Below are 21491 nucleotides of genomic sequence, written 5' to 3'. Positions count from 1 at the left end.
TCGGCGACTTATTCCGGCTGCCGCCGGGACTGAGCCAACAGACCATTGAGACTTGCCGCCTTGGGCTTCACCAGCCAGAAGTGACGAACAACGTCGGTGAAGTCTTCGAGGATGTCGCGACCGCGCTCGGAGCCGGTTTCCGCCACATATTCCTCGATGGTCTCTCTCAGGTGTCGCCGATAGGCCTCCATGGCCTCGGTATTGACGCGGTGAATCTCCACCAACTCATGGTTGTACTTGTCAACGAAGGTACGGTCCTCATCAAGCACATAGGCAAAACCACCGGTCATGCCCGCACCGAAATTGACGCCCGTTTCGCCGAGCACGCAGATCATGCCGCCCGTCATGTACTCACAGCAGTGATCCCCGGCACCTTCGATGACGGCATGTGCGCCAGAGTTACGCACCCCGAAACGCTCACCCGCCGTGCCTGCTGCAAACAGCCTGCCGCCGGTAGCCCCATACAGACAGGTATTGCCGACAATCGCCGTCTTGTGGCTCTCGAAGCGACTGGCACGCGGCGGAATGATGACGATCCTGCCGCCATTCATGCCCTTGCCGACATAGTCATTGGCATCACCTTCCAGGTACAGGTTCAAGCCGCGAGCATTCCACACGCCAAAACTCTGCCCCGCCACACCGGTGAAGCGCGCGGTGACCGGTGCATCCTCAAGCCCCACCTCTCCGTAACGCTTGGCGATGGCTCCCGACGTCAGAGCGCCGACCGAACGATCGCAGTTGGTGATGGTGAAGGACATATCTGCCCCGGCCTTACTCTCGATTGCCGACAACAGCGCATCGAGCACTTCCTTGTTCTTGCTGCCGGGGTCATGCGGCACGTTACGGCTGACTGTGCAGAACTGCGGTGCGTCCGCCGGCACATGGTCATTGCCCAACAGCGGCGTCAGATCGAGATTACGCTGCGAAGCCGTTACCCCTTCGAACACCTCAAGCAGATCGGTACGGCCGATCAGGTCAGTCAGCTTACGCACGCCAACCAGCGCCATCAGTTCACGTACTTCCTCGGCGATGAAGCGGAAGTAATGCTTGACCATGTCCACAGTGCCGCGGAAATGTTCATCGCGCAGATACTGCATCTGGGTAGCCACACCGGTCGCACAATTGTTGAGGTGACAGATGCGCAGGTACTTGCAGCCCAGCGCGACCATTGGCGCGGTACCGAAACCAAAGCTTTCGGCGCCGAGAATTGCCGCCTTGACCACATCGAGTCCAGTCTTCAGGCCACCATCAGTCTGCAGACGAATCTTGTCGCGCAGGCCGTTGATTCGCAGCGCCTGATGCACCTCGGGCAAGCCCAGCTCCCAGGGCGAACCGGCATGCTTGATCGAGGTCAGCGGGCTGGCGGCGGTACCGCCGTCATAACCGGAGACGGTGATCAGGTCAGCATAGGCCTTGGCAACACCCGTGGCGATGGTGCCGATACCCGGCTCCGACACCAGCTTGACCGAGACCTGGGCATCCGGGTTGACCTGCTTGAGATCGAAGATCAACTGCGCCAGATCCTCGATCGAATAGATATCGTGATGCGGTGGAGGTGAGATCAGCGTGACTCCCGGTACCGCGTAGCGCAGACGTGCGATCAGTTCGTTGACCTTGCCGCCCGGCAACTGGCCACCCTCACCCGGCTTGGCGCCCTGGGCGACCTTGATCTGCAACACTTCGGCATTGACCAGGTAGGCCGGAGTCACACCGAAACGCCCCGAGGCGATCTGCTTGATCTTCGAGCTGCGGATGGTGCCGTAGCGCGATGCGTCTTCTCCACCCTCACCGGAATTGGAGCGGCCACCGGCTTCGTTCATGGCCTGAGCCAGCGCTTCATGAGCTTCCGGCGACAGTGCGCCCAATGACATGCCAGCACTGTCGAAGCGTGGCAGAAGGTCCTCGACGCTTTCGACCTCTTCCATAGGAATCGGAGCACTGGCCGGCTTGAGCTTGAGCAGATCGCGGATGGTCGCCGGCTCACGGTCGTTGACCAACTCGGCAAAACGCTTCCATTTGGCGTAATTGCCCTCCTGAACCGCCTCCTGCAACGCCTTGACCACATCCGGGTTGTAGGCGTGGTACTCATGGCCATGCACGTACTTCATCAGGCCGCCATGGGAAATACCCTTGCGTGGCAACCATGCCGTCCTGGCCAGCGCCTGCTGCTGCAGCTGGATCTCGCTGAAGCCGGTGCCCTCGATACGCGACGCCATACCGCTGAAGCACATATCCATGACGTCAGACGATAGCCCGACGGCCTCGAACAACTGCGAGCCGCGATAGGATGCCAGCGTCGAGATCCCCATCTTCGACAGAATCTTGAACAGACCTTTCTGCAGGCCCTTGCGATAGTTTTCGCGACCATCTGCCGGATTACCGGTCAATTCGCCAGTGCGATGCATGTCGGCCATGACCTGATAGGCCAGCCACGGATAAATCGCCGTGGCACCAACACCGAACAGCACCGCCATCTGGTGAGCATCACGGGCATAGCCGGTCTCGACCACCAGGTTGACCCTGGGACGCAATGCCAACTTGCCGAGATGATGATGCACGGCACCGACGGCCAACGCAGCATGGATTGGCACCTGACCCTTCGGCAGCTCAGCATCCGTCAGCACCAGAATGACCTTGTCGCCACGCGCCGCTGCTTCTGCCTCACGACACAACTCAAGCAATGCCGCCTTGAGCCCGATCTGTTCAGGGTCGTAGCCCAGCGACAGTGTCTGGCTGGCAAACGCAGGATCTTCCTGAGTCACCAGCGCGGTAAACTTGCGCGGAGACAGAACCGGCGTCGTCAGCACGATGCGGTGAGCATGCTCCGGCGTTGACTTGAACACATTGCGCTCAGCGCCACAGCAGGTTTCCAGTGACATGACGATCGACTCGCGAAGCGGGTCGATCGCCGGGTTGGTGACCTGAGCAAACTTCTGACGGAAATAGTCGGTGAGCAGGCGATGCTTGCTCGACAGTACCGCCATGGGCGTATCGTCACCCATGGAGCCAACCGCCTCCTGACCGCTCTCGGCAAGAGGACGCAAGATCTGGTCACGCTCCTCGAAGCTGACCTGGAACATCTTCTGCTGCACCTTGAGAAGGTCGGCATCCATGGTCTGGAAGGCCGCCAGCTCAGTCAGTGCAGATTCGAGGAATTGCGCCTGCTCCTTGAGCCAGCGCTTGTAGGGGTAAGCTGATTTGAGACGGGCATCGATATCCGAGGTGTGCAGCACTTCCCCGGTCTGGGTATCCACGGCCAACAACTGGCCCGGACCTACACGCCCCTTGGCGACTACGTCTTCCGGCTTGTAGTCATAGGTGCCGATCTCTGAAGCCAGAGTGATGAAACCGTTACGGGTAATCACCCAACGCGCCGGACGCAGGCCGTTGCGGTCGAGCATGCACAGTGCCTGGCGACCATCGGTCATGACCACACCCGCCGGACCATCCCAGGGCTCGACGTGCATGGAGTTGTACTCATAGAAGGCACGCAGCTCACTATCCATGATCTCGACGTTCTGCCATGCCGGCGGCACCATCATGCGTACCGCACGATGCAGTTCCATACCACCGGTCAGCAGCACCTCCAGCATGTTATCCATGCTTGATGAGTCGGAGCCGGTAGTATTGACGATTTCGTCGAGCTCGGTGATCTCGGGCAGACGCTCGCTGACGAAGTTTTCCTTGCGCGAGTTGGCCCAGCCACGGTTGGCCTCGATGGTATTGATCTCACCGTTGTGCGCCAGCATGCGGAAGGGCTGTGCCAGCGGCCAGCGCGGTGCAGTATTGGTCGAGAAGCGCTGGTGGAACACGCAGATGGCGGTTTCGAGACGCTCGTCACCCAGGTCGCGATAGAAGGCCGGCAAATCCACCGGCATCACCAGGCCCTTGTAGGACACCACTTCGCTGGACAGCGAACAGACATAGAAGTCGGCTTCATGCTTGAGAGCCTGTTCGGCGCGGCGACGAGCCATGAACAGCGAGACATCGAAGGCCTCACCGTCTACAGCCCCCGGCTCGACGAACAGCTGACGAATGCGCGGCAGACATTCCAGCGCCATCGGGCCACAGACGCTGGGGTCGACTGGCACATCGCGCCAGCCCAGCACCTTGAGCCCACGCTCGGTCAGTTCACGCTCCATTACCTCACGCGCAGCAGCTTCACGAGCATCGTCGTCGGGCAGAAAAATGGCACCGACGGCAAATGTCTCGCTCAGTTCAACTCCGATTGCCTCGCGGGCCACCTGGCGCATGAAGGTGTCGGGCATCTTGAGCAACAAACCGCAGCCGTCACCGGTTTTGCCATCGGCAGCAATGCCGCCCCGGTGCGTCATACAGGTCAATGATTCGATGGCAGTACTCAGCAGCTCATGGCTAGCCTGCCCTTCCATGTGGGCGATCAGGCCAAACCCGCAGTTGTCACGGAACTCGCCGGGTTGATGAAGACCTCTGTTCATGGGCGCGCCTCAGATGAAGGGTTGTAGTCACAGCATTTTCGCGATATTATTATTGGTTTTTCTTATTATCTTAGATCTTTGCAGACTATCGCTAACTGCACTGAAAAAGAGCCCCAAGCATATCCACGCCCCGCCTGCCACGCAATCACCCGCCAGCGACGCCTCAGTAAAAAAACACCGTAAATCTGTAGCTTGCAAGAAAGGTTGCAAAAAAAACCTCACCACGTCAAACACTTGGAATGATTTTTCAGTAAGCTCAGACGCTCTTGGCTCGCCACTAGACTTTAGTCGTAATAACCATCAAAACCCCATGCCGATAAAGCATACGACATGCGGATAGACGCATGCGAAAGAGGTTCCAATCCGCACCTCACGGCCTATTTTCATCAGCGAGACATGACAATGCCCGCCATGGAGCGGGCATTGAGGTAACAGCGTTGATCAGGTCTCGGGTAGGTCTTGCTCTCCAGACACCTCCCGATCGACCTCCCCCTTGCCAAGCCAGCCATACACGAAGCCACCGAGCGCACCGCCAATGACCGGCGCAATCCAGAATAGCCATAGCTGTGAAAGCGCCCCCGAGCCGGCAAACACAGCCACAGCAGTGGAACGCGCAGGATTCACCGAGGTGTTGGTAACAGGGATGCTGACCAGGTGGATCAGCGTCAAGGCAAGACCGATGGCCACAGGGGCAAAGCCAGCAGGTGCCAGCTTGTGAGTTGCGCCCATTATCACGATCAGGAACATGGCGGTAAGCACTACCTCGGTGAGCAAGGCTGCTCCCAGGCTATAGCCGCCAGGCGACAATTCACCAAAGCCATTGCTGGCAAAATTACCGGCCACAGAGGAATCACTGACAAAGTCGGCATTCCCCTGCGCAATCATCATCAGGACGAACCCTGCAACCAGACCGCCAAATACCTGAGCAATGATATAAGGCAATACCTCCCGGGCTTCGAACCGCCCTCCTACCCACAACCCCACACTCACCGCAGGATTGAAATGCCCTCCCGAGATATGGCCGAACGCATAGGCAGCGGTCAACACCGTCAGACCAAAGGCCAGCGCTACACCCAGAAACCCAATCCCGAGGGGATTGCCATCGCCACCGAAATTGGCTGCCAATACAGCACTACCACAGCCACCCAAGACCAGCCAGAACGTTCCAATGCTCTCTGCAACCAGCTTCTTGATGAGACTCATGGTGCCCATCCTCCAGGTTAGCCCACCGTGTTGGCGGACCTTGTAGAAGGTTAGGCTCATTTCGGCACAATAATGACGGGAATGTTGTTGATGATGCGACTCAGGCATCCCCATACCACGCGGGAGACATACCCGGCACAGACGACAAGAGATCATCTTCAGCGAAACGAATCACGCCCGCACAAGGCGGGCGTGAGGCGGGAAATTCAGTTCAGCCATCACCGGGGAGAAAACCAGACTCCGCGAGACATGAGTCGCCGAACATCAACGACGCGGAAATTCGGCAATACACGACTTGAGCATTTCCAGCGGCGCTTCATCATGAACGCAGGCTGCACCGATGCTACGTATCAGCACCAGACGCAAACGACTGTCGAGGTTCTTCTTGTCCAGTTTCATGCGCGCCAGGAAGTCGTCGACACTCATCTCGGCAGGCGCTTCAACCGGCAATCCGGCTGCCGCGATGATACGGCGGGTACGTTCAACGGCTGCGGCATCGATCCACCCCAACCGCTGCGAAAGATCCGCCGCCATGACCATACCGACCGCCACTGCCTCACCGTGCAACCAACGGCCATATCCCATATACGCCTCAATGGCGTGACCGAAGGTATGCCCCAGATTGAGTAGCGCACGCACCCCCTGCTCGGTCTCGTCCGCGGCAACAATCTCGGCCTTGATCGCACAACTGCGCTCGATGGCACGCGCCAGCAGCTCAGTGTTGAGCTCGCGCAGACCACTCATTTCCCTCTCCAGCCATTCAAGGAAACACTGGTCATGGATCAGACCGTACTTGATCACCTCAGCCAATCCTGACGACAACTCACGGGATGGCAGGGTCGTCAGGGCATCGGTATCGATAAGCACGGCACGCGGCTGCCAGAACGCACCAATCATGTTCTTGCCGAGAGGGTGGTTGACCCCGGTCTTGCCACCCACCGAGGAATCCACCTGGGAGAGCAACGTGGTGGGCACCTGAATGAAGTCGATGCCACGCTGATAGCAGGCCGCAGCGAAACCGACCATATCACCGATGACACCGCCTCCCAGTGCCACCAACGAAGAACGGCGATTGAACCCGGCTTCCAGCAATGCATCCCATATACGCTCGACGCTGGCGAAAGTCTTGTGGACCTCACCATCGGGCAGAATCAGCGTCCTGACCTCCAGGCTATCGGGCAGCGAGGAGGTCAGGCGCTCCAGATAATGCTCAGCCACGCTGTCATTGGTAACCACCATCACCTGCCTACCTGCGAGACTAGCGGCCAGCCGCTCGCCATCGCCGATCAGGCCGGGGCCAATGACAATAGGGTAACTGCGTTCACCCAACGCCACATTGAGGGTCAACAGGTTGCTGGATGCAGTCGAGGTATCGGTACTCATGGGCCAGCCTTGCAGGTGAGAGGGTCAACCAGTCGCTGAACGCGACGAATGATGTCATTGACAACAGCGCGCGGCCCGCGACGATCCGTACGCACAACCATATCCGCCGTGGCACGATACAGCGGATCACGCAGGGCAAACATGTCTCGCAGCAACTGCTCGCGATCACCACGCTGCAACAGCGGTCGGTTACGGTCCCGCGCCGTGCGCTTGAGCTGCTGCTCTACGGTGGTGAACAGATAGATGACGGTGCCGCCTTCGCGAATCAGGCGACGATTTTCATCGCGCAGCACAGCGCCACCGCCAGTGGCAATGACCACGCCCTGTCTGGCGACCAGTTCCTCGATCATGGAGCTTTCACGATCACGAAACCCCTGCTCGCCCTCGACATCGAATATCCACGGGATGTCCGCTCCACAGCGCGCCTGTATCTCATGGTCGCTATCATGGAAATTGCGTGACATTTCGGCCGCCAGCAGGCGGCCGATAGTGCTTTTACCGGCCCCCATGGGGCCAATCAAGATCAGGTTAGGTACTTCCTGCATCAGCAACCGCCAGGCCGTCGTCGAGAATTCGGGGTGTTATGAATACCAACAACTCTACCCTATCGCGGACTTCCTCGGTATACCGAAAGAGGTTTCCCAATAGCGGCAGATCACCCAACCAGGGGATGCGATGGAGGTTACGTGCCTGGTCATGAGTCAGAATGCCGCCCAGCACCACCGTGGCCCCATTGGCCACCCGCACCCGCGTGGCTATCTGATTGGTATCGATCGCCGGCGCTCCCGCAAAACTCTGATCGGCGATGGTGTCGTTGTTGATGCGCAGGTCGAGGACAACAGCGTCATCGGACGTAATCTGCGGTGTCACCTCCAGCGCCAACACCGCTTCCTTGAACTCGGTATTGGTCGCCCCGCTGGAGGTCTCCTCCTGATAGGGAACCTCCTTACCCTGCTTGATGACGGCCGGATGCTGATTGGCGGTAATGATGCGCGGCTCGGAGATGGTCTTGCTGCGCCCCTCGCTTTCCAGCGCACGCAATTCGAGGTCAAGCAGTACATCACTGGCAAGATACCCCACATTGAAAGCGCCTCCCGGCGCCACCGGATCTCCGAGATCCACCGCCAGACCACCGTGACCTCCACGACCCGAGAACCGGTCCGCCAACCGTGTGCGACCGTCGCTGCCCGCAATCAACCCTCTACGGCTCGACAATCCCCAGTCAATGCCGATCTCTCGTGCCGCGCTATCACGCACGACGACAATGCGCGCCTCAATCTGTACTTGAGCGGCAGGAATATCCAGACTCTGCAGCATGTTGCGAATTGATGCCAGACGCTGCTGCCTGTCCTGCACCAACAGGGTATTGGTCCGCTCATCAACGGCCACTCGGCCATATTCCGACAGTAGGCCCAGGCCCTGCTCACCTCGCAATAGCGACGCCATGTCTGCAGCACGAGCGTAACGCAGCGTCAACTGCTCCAGAACCAGCGAAGGGGTTGATTCCACCGGCATTCGGATTGCTGGTGCGACAACTTGACTGGCCGTCTGCATGGCTGGCGCCACCATGATCACATTGCCCTGACGCTGGCTTGAAAGCCCCTGGCTACGCAATACAAGCTCAAGCGCCTGGTCCCAGGGTACTCGATCGAGGCGCAGTGTCACCCGCCCCCTCACGGCATCACTGACGATGATATCGAGCCCAGTAAAATCAGCGATTGCCGCCAATACAGCGCTGAGTTCAGCATCATGGAAGTTCAGTGATATCGGTTCCTTCTCCACGGACTCCGCCACTGCCATGGGGGCAGCCAGCACCGCAAATATACACAGCATCCCTACCCATCTACGCATGTCACCACCTTCCCTGTGGCTGTCAAAACCCTCTATTCACGACCCGCGCCACCAAGCCACAGCACACGCGAAGCAGACGCATGGTCATCCGCAGCATCCGAAGCTACCAACGTCACGCTTTGCACACCGACATCAGTGACCCGCCACCCGGCTCGCCCCATGTGCTGCGCCATACCCAGTCGATGAAGACGGCCATCAGGTGACGCCATCAATGCCCAACGCTCATCACCCTGAACAAGAATGCCCCGCAGGGTGAGCATCTCCAGAGGGTACTGTTGCAGAGCGGAATACTCCTGCTCCGAAGCACCTACCGGGACATCAACGCTGCCGTCGAGGTAAAAGGGACTTCTTCCTGCGGCATGGAGATAGGCTGCCGGCATAGGTAACTCATCGGCAGCAACATCCATCACCTCCACAACCGGCAGCGAATCTGCTTTCGCTGCCAGCTCTGACTCCAATCTCTCAGCATCCACTCCATCACAGCCGCAGAGCAGCGCTGCCAACCACCAGCCGCAGCACTTCACCAGGCGCCAGCCACTCATGGCGAACCTCTCCCGGGCTCTACCGAGCTCTCCAGGGCGTCATTTGTGGAAGGAACTACGCGAAAAATCTCGATCCTCGCGGTCATTTCCAGAGACTGATCGTTCCTGATCAGGCTCATATCACGTAACGTCATGTTCACCGGCATGCCCACCAATGACGCAACAAACTCAGCGATCCGGTGGTAGCCTCCGGACAGTTCCAGATCCAGCGCCCCCTCCATGGAACCTGTGGCCTTGCCTGCAAGTGCCAGTGTCTCGACATTCAGATCGTGCTCGGCTGCCAACTCACCGATTTGCTCCATCAGCGATGGGGCTGTCATGTTTCGAGCGGGCTTCCTCAACATCTCCCATTGCTCACCCAGATTTCGAGCACGCTTCTCGAGCTGTCCACTTCCCGCAATTTCCCATCTCAAACGGCGATAGCTATCCAGTCGTTGCTCCTCTCTTGCCCGCGCCTCCCGCAAAGCCTGTTGCTGTGGCTCTACAAGCCATACTCGGGCCGCCACCAGGCTAATGACAAAGGCCACCACCAGCATCATCAGTCGCAACAGCAACGGCCACCGGCCTGCCTCGGATAGCTGCAGTTGGTCCCGACGCAACTGACACACCCGCCGCCACTCCCGAGCGAGGCTCATCAGTCGCCACTCATCGTCAGGCTCATGCTCAAGGTGAAATGCTGTCTCCCACCTCGAGCTACGACACCAGTCAACTCGGCCCGCTCAAAGATATCGGACAGTTCGAGGCGCTGTAGCTGCCGATCCAGTGCAGCACTGTCAACGCTATCACCACGCAGCTCCACGCTTTGCCCTCGCACTGTTGCCACTTGATAGCGCACGCCAGGCTCAATGCTGGCGGCCAGCTCGTTGAACAGCTCCACTCTGAGTCGTCGAGTCTGCAACTCCTGACGCCACTCCATGAGCCGAGCCTCCCGCGCAGTGACCTGCTGTCTCAACCTCCGCAGCTGGTTCAGCTGGGGCTCCAGAGCCTCTATCGCGGCCTCTATGTGCCTCTGACGCTGCTGTGCGATACCGACCTCATGGCGGAAGAACGCAGCCACCCCTCCTGCCAGCAGAAATGCCAGCCCTGCACACAACGCCACCTGCACCCAGAAGCATCGGGCACGACGCCTGTCTTCCGCCTCTCGCCATGGCATCAGGTTGATGGATACATGATTCATCGCTGGCCCCACATCGCCAGCCCACAAGCCACCAGAAGAGCTGCAGAATGCTGTTGTGGAGAGCCCTGTTGTGACGAGCCCTGTTGCGAAGATTCCTGTAGTGAGGAGCAGTGCGATGAAGGATCTCGCTGATGGGTGGACGAACTGCCGAGAAGTGTCGCCAACGGGTCAGCGAAGCAGACCTCGGCAAAACCTGCCTGCTCGAGTAAAGTACGCAAGGTCCGGCTGTCCTCGGGAACATCCCCACTGACCACCAGGTGATGTAGCCTGGACGTATCACAGACGGAACCACACAGCCCCAGACAACTGAGAACTCGGTATGCCAATTGCTCACTACCGGGTATATCGACAGACTCTTCCTGTTGACGATACTCTTCACCAGGAAAATCTCGGCTGTAGCCCAGCACGCCGTCACGCCACACGTATATGGCGATCAATTCAGCACGCAAGTCGATCAGCATAAGGTCCGTTCCTCCCGGTCCGGGATAACAGAACCGCAGCACCCTGTGTAGTGCCAGACTCTCACAGTCCACCGCCACCGGTTCGAGGCCGACATCCTGCAACAGACCGACCCATTGGTTTATCCAACGCTCGTGGCAAGCCACGAGTTCGATGTTCTGGTATGACGCGTTGGACTCATCAATCCCGAGATGATGAAAATCAATAGCCATCTCGGTGAACGGAACGGCAAAATACTTGTCCGAATCCCACTCAAGGCGTGCCGCAATATCGGCATCATTGAACGTCGCCGGTAGACTCAACCGTGCAATGGTCACCGCACTGACCGGCACGGCAACGGCAGCCCGGTACGAATGCGGGCCCAGGTGGGCCACCGCACGCGACAGAACCGCGGCGACAGCCGCCGGCTGTTGTATGCAGCGCCCGACCACAGCACCAGGTGGTAACGGCTCAATCGCATGGCCACCCACCCGCCAGGTGGACCGCCAGGCCTTGAGCTCGATACACCTGACAGTGGTCGAAGTGATGTCAACGCCAACCAAACCCTTGGCAGAAGAGGTAAAATGCATTCCTTGCACCCCTGAAAAGCGATGCCAAGCATCCCGCTCAGCCTCCACTACTTACGCTAGCGCATTGTCGTCCCACATTTGATAGTGAATGCGGTTTGACTATCGTCCTGGCACAGGCATTTACTGCCAATGGTGGTGGCGAACAGCGCGTGATCCTATAATGGCCATCGCAATGGAATGCCAGACCCAGACTCAGCGCCCTGCCGTTTTCGTTTCCAGCATGGACACCGCGATTTCATGAAGTACCTCAGAACTCTTATCTTTTCCGCCGTGTGGCTGGCGATCTCGCTTGGGGCCGCTGCTGCGCTGGCCCTCGTCGGAGCCGCGCTGTATTTCGCCCCGGGCCTTCCCGATGTGCGCCAGCTGCAGGATTTCGAACTGCAGACCCCATTGCGCATCTATACCCGCGATAATCAACTGATCGGCGAGTTCGGCGACGAGCGACGCATGCCCGTCGATTACGACGATATCCCTCCACAGATGGTGGAGGCACTGATGGCTGCCGAAGACTCGAATTACTTCGAACACCACGGCGTTGATCCCAAAGGTCTTGTTCGCGCGGCGGTACAACTGGTGACCAGTGGTGGTGATATCCAGTCAGGGGGCTCGACTATCACCATGCAGGTCGCGCGTAACTACCTGCTGACGCTGGATCAGACCTTTACTCGCAAAGTGCGAGAAATTCTCCTGTCATTGCAGATGGAGCAGATTCTGTCCAAACAGGAGATCATGGAGCTCTACGTCAACAAGATCTTCCTGGGGCACCGCGCCTACGGTATCGCCGCCGCGGCGGAGGTCTACTACAACGAGCCACTCAGCGAACTGGATCTGGCACAGACTGCCATGATAGCTGGCTTGCCCAAGGCACCATCAGCCTTCAACCCACTGGCCAATGCCGAGCGTGCACTGATCCGTCGTAACTGGATTCTGTATCGCATGCGTGAGCTGGGCTATATCGACCAGGCTGCCTATGACGGAGCCGTTCAAGCGCCGATCACCGCCAAACGTCATGTTGCACGCGCCGAGGTCCAGGCCGACTACGTTGCTGAAATGGCTCGCCAGTTCGCCATCGAACGCTTCGGAGACGACGCGTACAACGGTAGCTACCGAATTACCACCACCATCGACAGCAAACTGCAGCCGATGGCACGCAGAGCATTGGCCGATGGCCTGATTGCCTATGACACTCGCCATGGCTGGCGTGGGGCCGAGCAGACCGATATTCCCCAGAGCCTTGCCGAGGCTCAGGATCGGACCGAGCGCAGTGGCCTGGAAGAAGAGCTGTCCGAGTCGCCCGAAGTCATCGAAACCGCACGCCGTGCCGCTGAACGCAGCCAGACGACAGTCGAGGGTGTGGAAGGCGACGTCAGTAACTGGCTCCAGGTACTCGAGCGCTCGCATTCCTACGGTCCACTGCAGCCGGCGATTGTTGTCAGCAGCGAAGGCCAGCAGATGAAGGTCCTGATGAGTGACGGAGAGGTGGTCACCATCGAGTGGGATGGGCTGAAGTGGGCAGCGCCCTACAAGTCCGCGCGCTATCGTGGCGCGGCTCCGTCCAGTGCCTCCGAGATTGCCAGCCGCGGCGACCTGGTGCGCATCCTCGAGCGTGAGGACGATAGCTGGCGCCTGTCGCAGCAGCCCGATGCAGAAGGCTCACTGGTGGTCATGGAACCGCAGACGGGGGCAATTCTCGCTCTCCAGGCAGGCTTCGACTTCGATGCCAGCAAGTTCAACCGTGCTATTCAGGCACGTCGTCAGTCGGGCTCGATCTTCAAGCCATTCATCTACCTGGCAGGCCTCAATAGCGGTGAAGCCACACCCGCTACCGTCATCAATGACGCACCGGTGGTACTCAACGACGGCAGCAACCAGCTGTGGCGCCCCTCCAACTCGAGCGGAGACTTCCTCGGCCCGACGCGCCTGCGCGTAGGACTTGCCCGGTCACGTAACCTGGTGACCATTCGCCTGCTGCAGTCCATCGGCCTCGATCGCACCATCGATTTCCTGGTGGACTTTGGCTTCTCGCGTGATCGTCTGCCCCACGGCCTGTCGCTGGCCCTGGGTAGTGCCAGCCTGACACCGCTGGAAATGACCAACGCCTACGCGGTACTGGCCAACGGCGGCTTCCGAGTCTCCCCCTGGTTTATCGAGAAGATCACCCAGGGAGAACAGAACACGCTGGTGGACGAAGCCAATCCGCGTGTCGCCTGCCGTGAGTGTGGCCCGGATCAAACCACCACCGAGATTGACGGCAAGACTTATGAAGTCGCTCCGCGAGTGGTCAACGAGCGTGCGGCCTACCTGCTGCGCGACATGCTGCGTGAAGTCGTTGAACACGGTACCGCTCGTGGGGCCCTGGCCATGAACCGCGAGGACATCGTCGGCAAGACAGGCACCACCAACGATCAGCGTGACGCCTGGTTCGCCGGCTTCAACAAGCACCTGGCCACCACGGTCTGGGTCGGCAAGGACGACTACTCGCCGACCGCAGAGTATGGCGCCCAGGCCGCCTTGCCGATCTGGGTCGACTTCATGAGTGCTGCGCTGGAAGGTACTCCCGAAGATGTCCCCGAGCCACCGGAAGGCATCGTCACCGAACGCATCGACCCCAATACCGGTCGCCTGCTCAGCGATGGCCAGCCCGGCGGCATGGAAGAGATCTTCGACGAAGACCATCTGCCCACCTATCAGCCGCAGCGCGTGGAAAGCGTTATCGAGGAGCACAGCGGCTCCGAAGGTACCGGCGCCTACGAAGCCATCTTCTAATCGGCGACACGCCTCTCCCCTCCGGCGACACCCGCCGGGGGGACACCAGATCAAGCGGTATGGATGCCGTCTCTCATCACCCAACTGTCGCTTTCTGAATCCGGAAAGAGACCCCTTCATGGAGTTTTCACGACGTCAAGCGGCTACACTTGCGCTCTGCATTGCCAGCATTGCGCCGACCCATTACGCCGCCGCCACTCCCTTTTATTCTCCAGAAGCCCCAGAGAAAGATGCGCCTCCGTTCGAAGGAGAGGCGGAGCTTGGCTATACCCAACTATCGGGCAACTCCAATAGCGAAACCTTGCTGGGCAAGGGTGAGCTATCGTGGATTACAGGCCTGTGGATGCATAGCCTACGTGGGGAAATACGTCATGCCAGCGAGGATGATGAAACCAGCGCAGAGCGGTATCTGGGCTCCATGCGAGAGCGCCGCGAACTCGATGGTCCAAATTACCTGTTCGGTTTCGGTCGCTGGGAGAAGGATCGTTTCAGCGGCTATGACCACCAGCTTACCGCCATTACCGGCTATGGCCGCCAACTGATCGATAGTCCGACCGCCAACCTGACTCTGGAGGCCGGCCCGGGTTACCGTGCCGATGCTATCGAAGGGGAAGAGGACGAGCAGTGGGCAGTAGCCTATGGCGCCCTGGAGGCTGGTTACCAATTGAGTGAGTCCGCCAGCCTCGAGCAGGAACTGTCGGTGGAAGGCACCGAGGCCAATACCACCACTCGGTCGCTGTCGGCTCTTGATACACGCATCAATGCGCACATGTCGCTGCGACTTTCCCACGAGATCAAGCACAACTCAGCCCCGCCCGAGGATGTCGACTCAGAGACCGACCGCACCACTTCGGCCTCGCTGCGCTATTCCTTTTGAGCAGTCCTCAGACTGAACACTGCCATAACGCAATCGCCCCGGTCATCTGACCGGGGCGATTGTGCTTCCTGGCGAGGGTTCGCGATCAGGATCAACCGTAGACATCCTCGACGGTCTTGAGCGGATAATGTGACGGATACGGCTTACGCGCGACTCCCGAGTCCACTGCTGCCTGAGCAACAGCCGAAGTCACACGCTCCAACAGACGCACATCCACCGGAGTGGGAATGATGTACTCGCGACCAAAACTCATCTCGTCCGCCTCATAGGCATCCAGCACGGCCTGGGGAACTGGTTCACGGGCAAGATCCTTGAGAGCATGCACCGCCGCAACCTTCATCGCTTCGTTGATACGCGTGGCCCGCACATCAAGCGCTCCGCGGAAGATGAACGGAAAACCAAGAACATTGTTGACCTGGTTCGGGTAGTCGGAACGACCGGTGGCCATGATCACATCAGGCCGCACCTCTCGAGCCAGATCCGGGTGAATTTCCGGATCAGGGTTGGTGCAGGCAAAGACCACCGGATTCGGCGCCATCTTGCGGATGTGGTCCGCAGTCATCAGCCCGGGGCCAGACAGGCCGACGAACACATCCGCACCGTCGATAGCATCATCCAGCGTCCGCTTGTCGGTATCGACAGCAAACATTGCCTTGTGCTGATTGAGGTCCTCACGCCCGGCGTGAATGACCCCCTTGCGATCCAGCATCACCAGATTTTCGGGGCGAGCGCCACAGGCCACCAGCAGTTTCATGCAGGCAATGGCTGCCGCACCGGCCCCCAGGCAGACGATACGCGCCGCCTCCAGCGACTTGCCGGCAATATCCAGAGCATTGAGCATACCTGCGGCGGTCACGATGGCGGTGCCGTGCTGATCGTCGTGGAAGACCGGAATATTGCAACGCTCGACCAGCGCCTGCTCGATCTCGAAACACTCGGGCGCCTTGATATCCTCGAGGTTGATCCCCCCCCAGGTATCCGCAATGCGTGCCACGGTGTCGATGAAGGCCTGAGGGCTCTCGGCATTGACTTCGATGTCCACCGAGTTGATTCCGGCAAAGCGCTTGAACAGCACGCCCTTGCCTTCCATGACCGGCTTGCTCGCCAGGGGGCCCAGGTTCCCCAGGCCGAGAATTGCCGTGCCATCGGAAATCACTGCAACCAGATTTCCCTTGCCGGTGTAGCGATAGGCGTTCTCTGGGTCCGCTGCGATCTCGCGCACCGGCTCAGCCACTCCAGGGCTGTAGGCCAGCGCCAGGTCTCTGGCGGTCGCCGTGGGTTTGGTCAGCTCAACCGAGAGCTTACCGGGAATCGGAAAGGCGTGATAATCCAGCGCGGCCTGCTTCTTGGCATCAGTCATGCTCAGTGTCCGGGTGTCCTGTAGAAAGGCAGTAAACATTGTGGCATCGAGATTATAGAAAAATTTTCCATTTCTCAACACTACACGACTTCCAGTGGAATACACGCAATTTCAGCGATTTTCCACGCAGGTGCCGACAAGATTTTGTCGCACCGCAACAAAAACAATACCTAAACTATTCATGGTATCTCGACTCAGCGTGAAACGGGCTGCCCCGTATCAATCAACTTGCTGCCGAGAAGCGATCAACCCATCAACATTACTGCAAAAGACTTACATTGCTTTACGTTTATTCTGGTCAGCTTAGCCGTTGACTCAATCCCCTGCACTGGTGCAGTGCAGCACGGGCCATAAACAACAAACCCGCCTCTGAGGGCGGGTTTGTTGAGCGAGAACGCGATGCGATCAACGCTTGATGGCAGCACCAAAACGCTTGTTGAAGCGCTCGACGCGACCACCAGTGGTGGCTTGCTTCTGCTTACCGGTGTAGAACGGGTGGCACTGGGAGCAAACGTCCAGGCTCAGGTCATGACCGGAAGTCGAACCAACCTCGAAAGTAGCGCCGCAGGAGCAAGTCGCGCCGACCTTCTTGTAATCCGGGTGGATACCTTGTTTCATCTTGAACCTCACTTGGCTGTATGCCGCCACCTGATCCGATGCCAGGCACCGCATACGGGGTAAAGACTGGAGCGTTCTCGCTCACAGCCGGCCGGTATTGACCGCATCCGCTAAGGAAGCGGGCCGGTATTCTAGCAGAACTCGCTGTGGAGGCCAATTGCAGAATTCCTCTCCCCCGCGCGCGCCGCGCGTGCTGGGCATCGCCATTCCATCGCCGCTGCGCCGCCTGTTCGACTATTTCCCAGCCGGAGCACCGCCCTCCTGCGGCTGGGTTCCCGGTCTGCGCGTGCGAGTCAGCTTTGGCCGTCGCCAGGTCGTTGGCGTGATCATCGAATGCCGCGATCACAGTGAACTGGAATTTTCTCGACTCAAACCCATAGATGCCTGCCTCGATAACGCTCCATTACCAGCAGACTGGTTATGGCTGTGTCATTTTACCGCACGCTACTATCAACATGCTCTGGGCGACACGCTCGCCAATGCCATGCCGGTGCTACTGCGCCAGGGACGCCCATTCGAGGCGCGTACCCGCGAGCGCTGGCATGCCACTGACACCACTACCGAGCACGATGAGCGACTGACCCGTGCGCCGCGCCAGGCCGCCCTGCTCAAGATGCTGGGCCAGCACCCGCGCGGACTGACCAGTCAGGCAATCTTCGCTCAGTCCTTTACCCGAGAGCAGCTTCGCGCGCTTGAAGCCAAGCGACTGGTCCAGTGTCGAGAGGAAACCCTTACCCAGAACACCATGGCAGAGGGCAAAGGACTGTTGGCCAGTCCCGCACTGACACTCAACGCTGAACAAAGTGCCGCTCTGGCGGTGCTGCACGAAGGCCTGGAGCGCTTTCACCCCTGTCTATTGCAAGGCGTCACCGGCAGTGGCAAGACCGAGGTCTATCTGCAATTGATTGAAGCGGTGGTCGCAAAGGGCCGCCAGGCACTGGTACTGATTCCCGAGATCGGTTTGACCCCACAGACACTAGGCCGTTTCGTGCAACGCTTTCGTGTGCCAGTCGTCGCCTTGCACTCAGGCCTGACCGATCACGAACGACTGGACGCCTGGCAAGCAGCCTCCAGCGGTCGTGCCTCGATCATTATCGGCACTCGCTCGGCAATCTTCACGCCACTCGCCCGCCCCGGCGTGATCATCGTCGACGAGGAACATGACGGCTCTTTCAAACAGCAGGACGGTCTGCGCTATCACGCGCGTGATCTTGCTGTAATGCGCGCCCGGCATCACCAGATCCCGCTGGTGCTGGGGAGTGCCACACCCTCGCTGGAAAGTCTGCTGCACGCTCAACGAGGCCATTATCGGCGCCTGACCATGCGCCAGCGAGCGACTCGTCACCCTCCGGCGAAACTCGAACTTACCGATACCAAGGCTCGTATCCGGCGCGGTGGCCTGGTGCCACCGGTCATCGATGCCATTGGTGCAACGCTGGATGCCGGTCATCAGGTGCTGGTGTTCATCAATCGTCGTGGTTTTGCCCCGACACTGGCCTGCCACGCCTGTGGATGGATGGCCGAGTGCGATCACTGCGATGCGCGCATGACCCTGCATCGCCATCCACCCATGCTCGCCTGCCACCATTGCGATCGGCGGCGTGCGCTTCCCGATGCCTGTCCTGACTGCGGCAGCGCCGACCTGCGTCCGCTGGGCAGTGGCACAGAGCGCAGCGAAGAAACTCTCGGAGAGCTGTTTCCCAAGGTGCCGGTATATCGCATCGACCGTGACAGTACCCGAGCAAAAGATGCCATGGACCGGATGCTTACCGAGATCCGCCGTGGCGAACCAGCACTGCTGGTCGGTACCCAGATGCTGGCCAAGGGGCATCATCTGCCACATGTAACGCTGGTAGTTGTCGTCAACGCCGATGCAGGCCTTTACGCCAGTGACTTCCGCGCCCTCGAGCACAGTGCCCAATTGCTCGAACAGGTCGCAGGGCGCGCGGGTCGCGCTGCCCACCCCGGACGGGTGCTGGTGCAGACCATGCATCCGGATGACCCCAACCTACGCCTACTGGCCGAACGCGGATACGAAGCTCTGGCCACGACACTGCTTGAGGAGCGGCGTATTGCCGCACTGCCTCCCTGGCGCTATATGGCGCTATTACGTCTCGAAAGCCCCAATGAGGCTCAATTGAGCACCATGGCCAGCCAGTCTGCCACCATCATGCGCGATCACCTCCAGCAAAGTGGGCTGGCTGTGGACTGCCTCGGCCCGGTTCCTGCCCCTATGGAGCGACGACAGAACCGTTACCACCTGCAGTTGATGCTGTCGGCGCAGAAGCGCAGCCTGCTCCACGAAGCCTGCGCCTGGCTGGTCGCATGGCTGGAACGTTGTCCAGAAGCACGTCGAGTGCGCTGGTCACTGGACATTGACCCACAGACGCTGAGTTGAGTCGGACCGTTCGGCCTTTAAAGGCTGGCCGCAATCACTGATAATGGTCGGCCAGGTCTGCCCGCCGACGGGCACTGTTTTTTCTCGGAACAGTTTTTCAGGACAGTCGGTTGCCCGTCACCGAGCCACAGGACACGAATTTCTCATGAAAGACACTATTGTTGCGCTGCTCGAAGCCGCGCTGGACGAGCTCAAGCAGCAACAGGTTGTGCCGGCCGAAATCACCCCGGTCATCAAGGTCGACCCGACGCGTGACAAGACCCACGGCGATTACGCTACCAATATTGCCTTGATGCTGGCCAAACCAGCCGGCCAGCCGCCGCGCCAACTGGCCGAAAAGCTGGTCGCCGCTCTGCCGGAAAATACCGCCGTTTCGCGTGTGGACATCGCGGGTCCCGGCTTCATCAACTTCTTCGCCGCCACCGATGCCGCCGCGCAGGTGGTTCGCCAGGTACTCGAAGCTGGCGATACCTTCGGCCGCAGCCTTGTTGGGCAGGGCCGCAAGGTGCAGGTGGAGTTTGTTTCCGCCAACCCGACTGGCCCTCTACACGTCGGTCATGGTCGTGGGGCTGCTGTTGGTGACTGCCTATCCCGCCTGCTCGAGGCTACTGGTCACGAGGTGACCCGCGAGTTCTACTACAACGATGCCGGCGCTCAGATCAACAATCTGGCGCTCTCGGTGCAGGCTCGAGCTCTGGGCTTCGGTCCAGAGGACGATAGCTGGCCCGAGGATGGCTATCGCGGCGACTACATCACCGATGTGGCGAAGGCGTACATGGCTGGCGAATCCGTTCACGCAGATGACCGTCATGTCACCGCGGCGACTGACGCCAACAACCTCGATGCGATTCGTGAATTCGCTGTTGCCTGGCTACGTCGCGAGCAGGACCTCGACTTGCGTGCGTTCGGTGTCTCCTTCGATGTCTATTTCCTCGAATCCTCGCTGTACAAGGATGGCAAGGTCGAGGAGACCGCCCAGCGCCTGGTCGACAACGGTCACACCTACGAGCAGGATGGCGCCCTGTGGCTGCGCACCACCGATTTCGGCGACGACAAGGATCGGGTGATGCGCAAGAGCGACGGCAGCTACACCTACTTTCTGCCGGATGTGGCCTATCACCTGGACAAATGGCAGCGCGGCTTCGGCACTGTCGTCAACGAGCAGGGAGCCGATCACCACTCCACCGTGACTCGTGTGCGCGCTGGTTTGCAGGCACTGGACACCGGCATTCCGCAGGGCTGGCCCGACTATGTACTGCACCAGATGGTGTTGGTCACGCGTTCTGGCGTCGAGGTCAAACTGTCCAAGCGCGCGGGCAGTTATGTCACGCTGCGTGATCTGATCGACGAGGTGGGCCGAGATGCCACTCGTTATTTCCTCGCCGCACGGCGTGCCGACTCGCAGTTGACCTTCGATATCGACCTGGCTCGCTCGCAGTCCAACGACAACCCGGTCTACTACGTACAGTATGCCCATGCGCGAGTTTGCAGCGTGCTGCGCAAGGCCGATTCGGAAAACCTGCCATTCGATAACGAGCTGGCCATGGCCAACCTCGGCCTGCTGGATGCCGAGCAGGAAAAACTGCTGCTCAACCGGCTGGCACGCTACCCGGAAGTCGTCTCGCATGCGGCCCGATCGCGCGAGCCCCAGCAGGTCGCCCAGTATCTCCAGGACCTGGCAGCTGACTTCCATAGTTGCTACAACGCCTGCAAGGTAATGGTCGAAGACGACGCCCTGCGCAATGCTCGTCTGGCATTGGGGCTGGCAGCCCGTCAGGTACTGCGCAACGGCCTGGACCTGCTGGGCGTGAGTGCACCGGAGGAAATGTAA

15 protein-coding genes are annotated in these 21491 nt (G+C 59.5%); 4 read left to right on the top strand and 11 right to left on the bottom strand.

Going from position 1 to position 21491, the window contains the following annotated elements:
- Positions 1-8 precede the first annotated feature (8 nt).
- The 9 genes from gltB to pilM form a co-directional block, all read right to left on the bottom strand.
- Positions 9-4457 (bottom strand): glutamate synthase large subunit, encoded by a 4449-nt coding sequence (gltB, locus tag AR456_RS03175; RefSeq protein WP_021819901.1) that lies wholly within the window; start codon positions 4455-4457, stop codon positions 9-11.
- 441 nt (positions 4458-4898) lie between these two features.
- On the bottom strand, positions 4899-5660 hold the full coding sequence (gene aqpZ, locus AR456_RS03170) for an aquaporin Z (RefSeq protein WP_021819900.1): 762 nt from the start codon (positions 5658-5660) through the stop codon (positions 4899-4901).
- Between the two features lie 264 nt (positions 5661-5924).
- Positions 5925-7043, bottom strand: coding sequence for a 3-dehydroquinate synthase (aroB, locus tag AR456_RS03165; RefSeq protein WP_021819899.1), 1119 nt, complete (start codon positions 7041-7043; stop codon positions 5925-5927).
- The gene (aroK, locus tag AR456_RS03160) at positions 7040-7588 is read right to left on the bottom strand and encodes a shikimate kinase AroK (protein ID WP_021819898.1); all 549 of its coding nucleotides are present in this window, start codon (positions 7586-7588) and stop codon (positions 7040-7042) included. Before aroK ends, aroB begins: the two co-directional genes overlap by 4 nt.
- A complete protein-coding gene (locus AR456_RS03155; RefSeq protein ID WP_081694693.1) occupies positions 7572-8894 on the bottom strand; it encodes a type IV pilus secretin PilQ in 1323 nt (440 codons plus the stop codon). The genes aroK and AR456_RS03155 overlap by 17 nt, the downstream gene beginning before the upstream one ends.
- A gap of 32 nt (positions 8895-8926) precedes the next feature.
- Positions 8927-9436 (bottom strand): pilus assembly protein PilP, encoded by a 510-nt coding sequence (locus AR456_RS03150; protein WP_021819896.1) that lies wholly within the window; start codon positions 9434-9436, stop codon positions 8927-8929.
- A complete protein-coding gene (gene pilO, locus AR456_RS03145) occupies positions 9433-10071 on the bottom strand; it encodes a type 4a pilus biogenesis protein PilO (protein WP_021819895.1) in 639 nt (212 codons plus the stop codon). The genes AR456_RS03150 and pilO overlap by 4 nt, the downstream gene beginning before the upstream one ends.
- Positions 10071-10613, bottom strand: a complete 543-nt coding sequence (locus AR456_RS03140) for a PilN domain-containing protein (protein WP_021819894.1) — start codon at positions 10611-10613, stop codon at positions 10071-10073. Before AR456_RS03140 ends, pilO begins: the two co-directional genes overlap by 1 nt.
- On the bottom strand, positions 10610-11641 hold the full coding sequence (gene pilM, locus AR456_RS03135) for a type IV pilus biogenesis protein PilM (RefSeq protein ID WP_021819893.1): 1032 nt from the start codon (positions 11639-11641) through the stop codon (positions 10610-10612). The genes AR456_RS03140 and pilM overlap by 4 nt, the downstream gene beginning before the upstream one ends.
- Positions 11642-11878: 237 nt before the next feature.
- On the opposite strand from pilM, the gene AR456_RS03130 reads away from it, so the two are divergent.
- Together AR456_RS03130 and AR456_RS03125 are read left to right on the top strand one after the other, a co-directional pair.
- Positions 11879-14407: a penicillin-binding protein 1A gene (locus AR456_RS03130; RefSeq protein ID WP_021819892.1), complete on the top strand. Its 2529-nt coding sequence runs from the start codon at positions 11879-11881 to the stop codon at positions 14405-14407.
- Between the two features lie 118 nt (positions 14408-14525).
- Entirely contained in the window at positions 14526-15284 is a 759-nt protein-coding gene (locus AR456_RS03125) for a DUF481 domain-containing protein (protein ID WP_021819891.1), read from the top strand.
- 91 nt (positions 15285-15375) lie between these two features.
- On the opposite strand, the gene AR456_RS03120 is transcribed toward AR456_RS03125, so the two are convergent.
- Positions 15376-16644, bottom strand: coding sequence for a malic enzyme-like NAD(P)-binding protein (locus AR456_RS03120; RefSeq protein WP_021819890.1), 1269 nt, complete (start codon positions 16642-16644; stop codon positions 15376-15378).
- 405 nt (positions 16645-17049) lie between these two features.
- The gene (gene rpmE, locus AR456_RS03115) at positions 17050-17262 is read right to left on the bottom strand and encodes a 50S ribosomal protein L31 (RefSeq protein WP_021819889.1); all 213 of its coding nucleotides are present in this window, start codon (positions 17260-17262) and stop codon (positions 17050-17052) included.
- Between the two features lie 157 nt (positions 17263-17419).
- On the opposite strand from rpmE, the gene AR456_RS03110 reads away from it, so the two are divergent.
- Positions 17420-19660: a primosomal protein N' gene (locus AR456_RS03110; protein WP_021819888.1), complete on the top strand. Its 2241-nt coding sequence runs from the start codon at positions 17420-17422 to the stop codon at positions 19658-19660.
- A gap of 145 nt (positions 19661-19805) precedes the next feature.
- On the top strand, positions 19806-21491 hold the full coding sequence (argS, locus tag AR456_RS03105) for an arginine--tRNA ligase (RefSeq protein ID WP_021819887.1): 1686 nt from the start codon (positions 19806-19808) through the stop codon (positions 21489-21491).

Origin of the sequence: Halomonas huangheensis, from assembly GCF_001431725.1 — a bacterium.
Lineage (GTDB): Bacteria > Pseudomonadota > Gammaproteobacteria > Pseudomonadales > Halomonadaceae > Halomonas > Halomonas huangheensis.
This window is presented reverse-complemented; position numbering and strand designations above follow the sequence as displayed.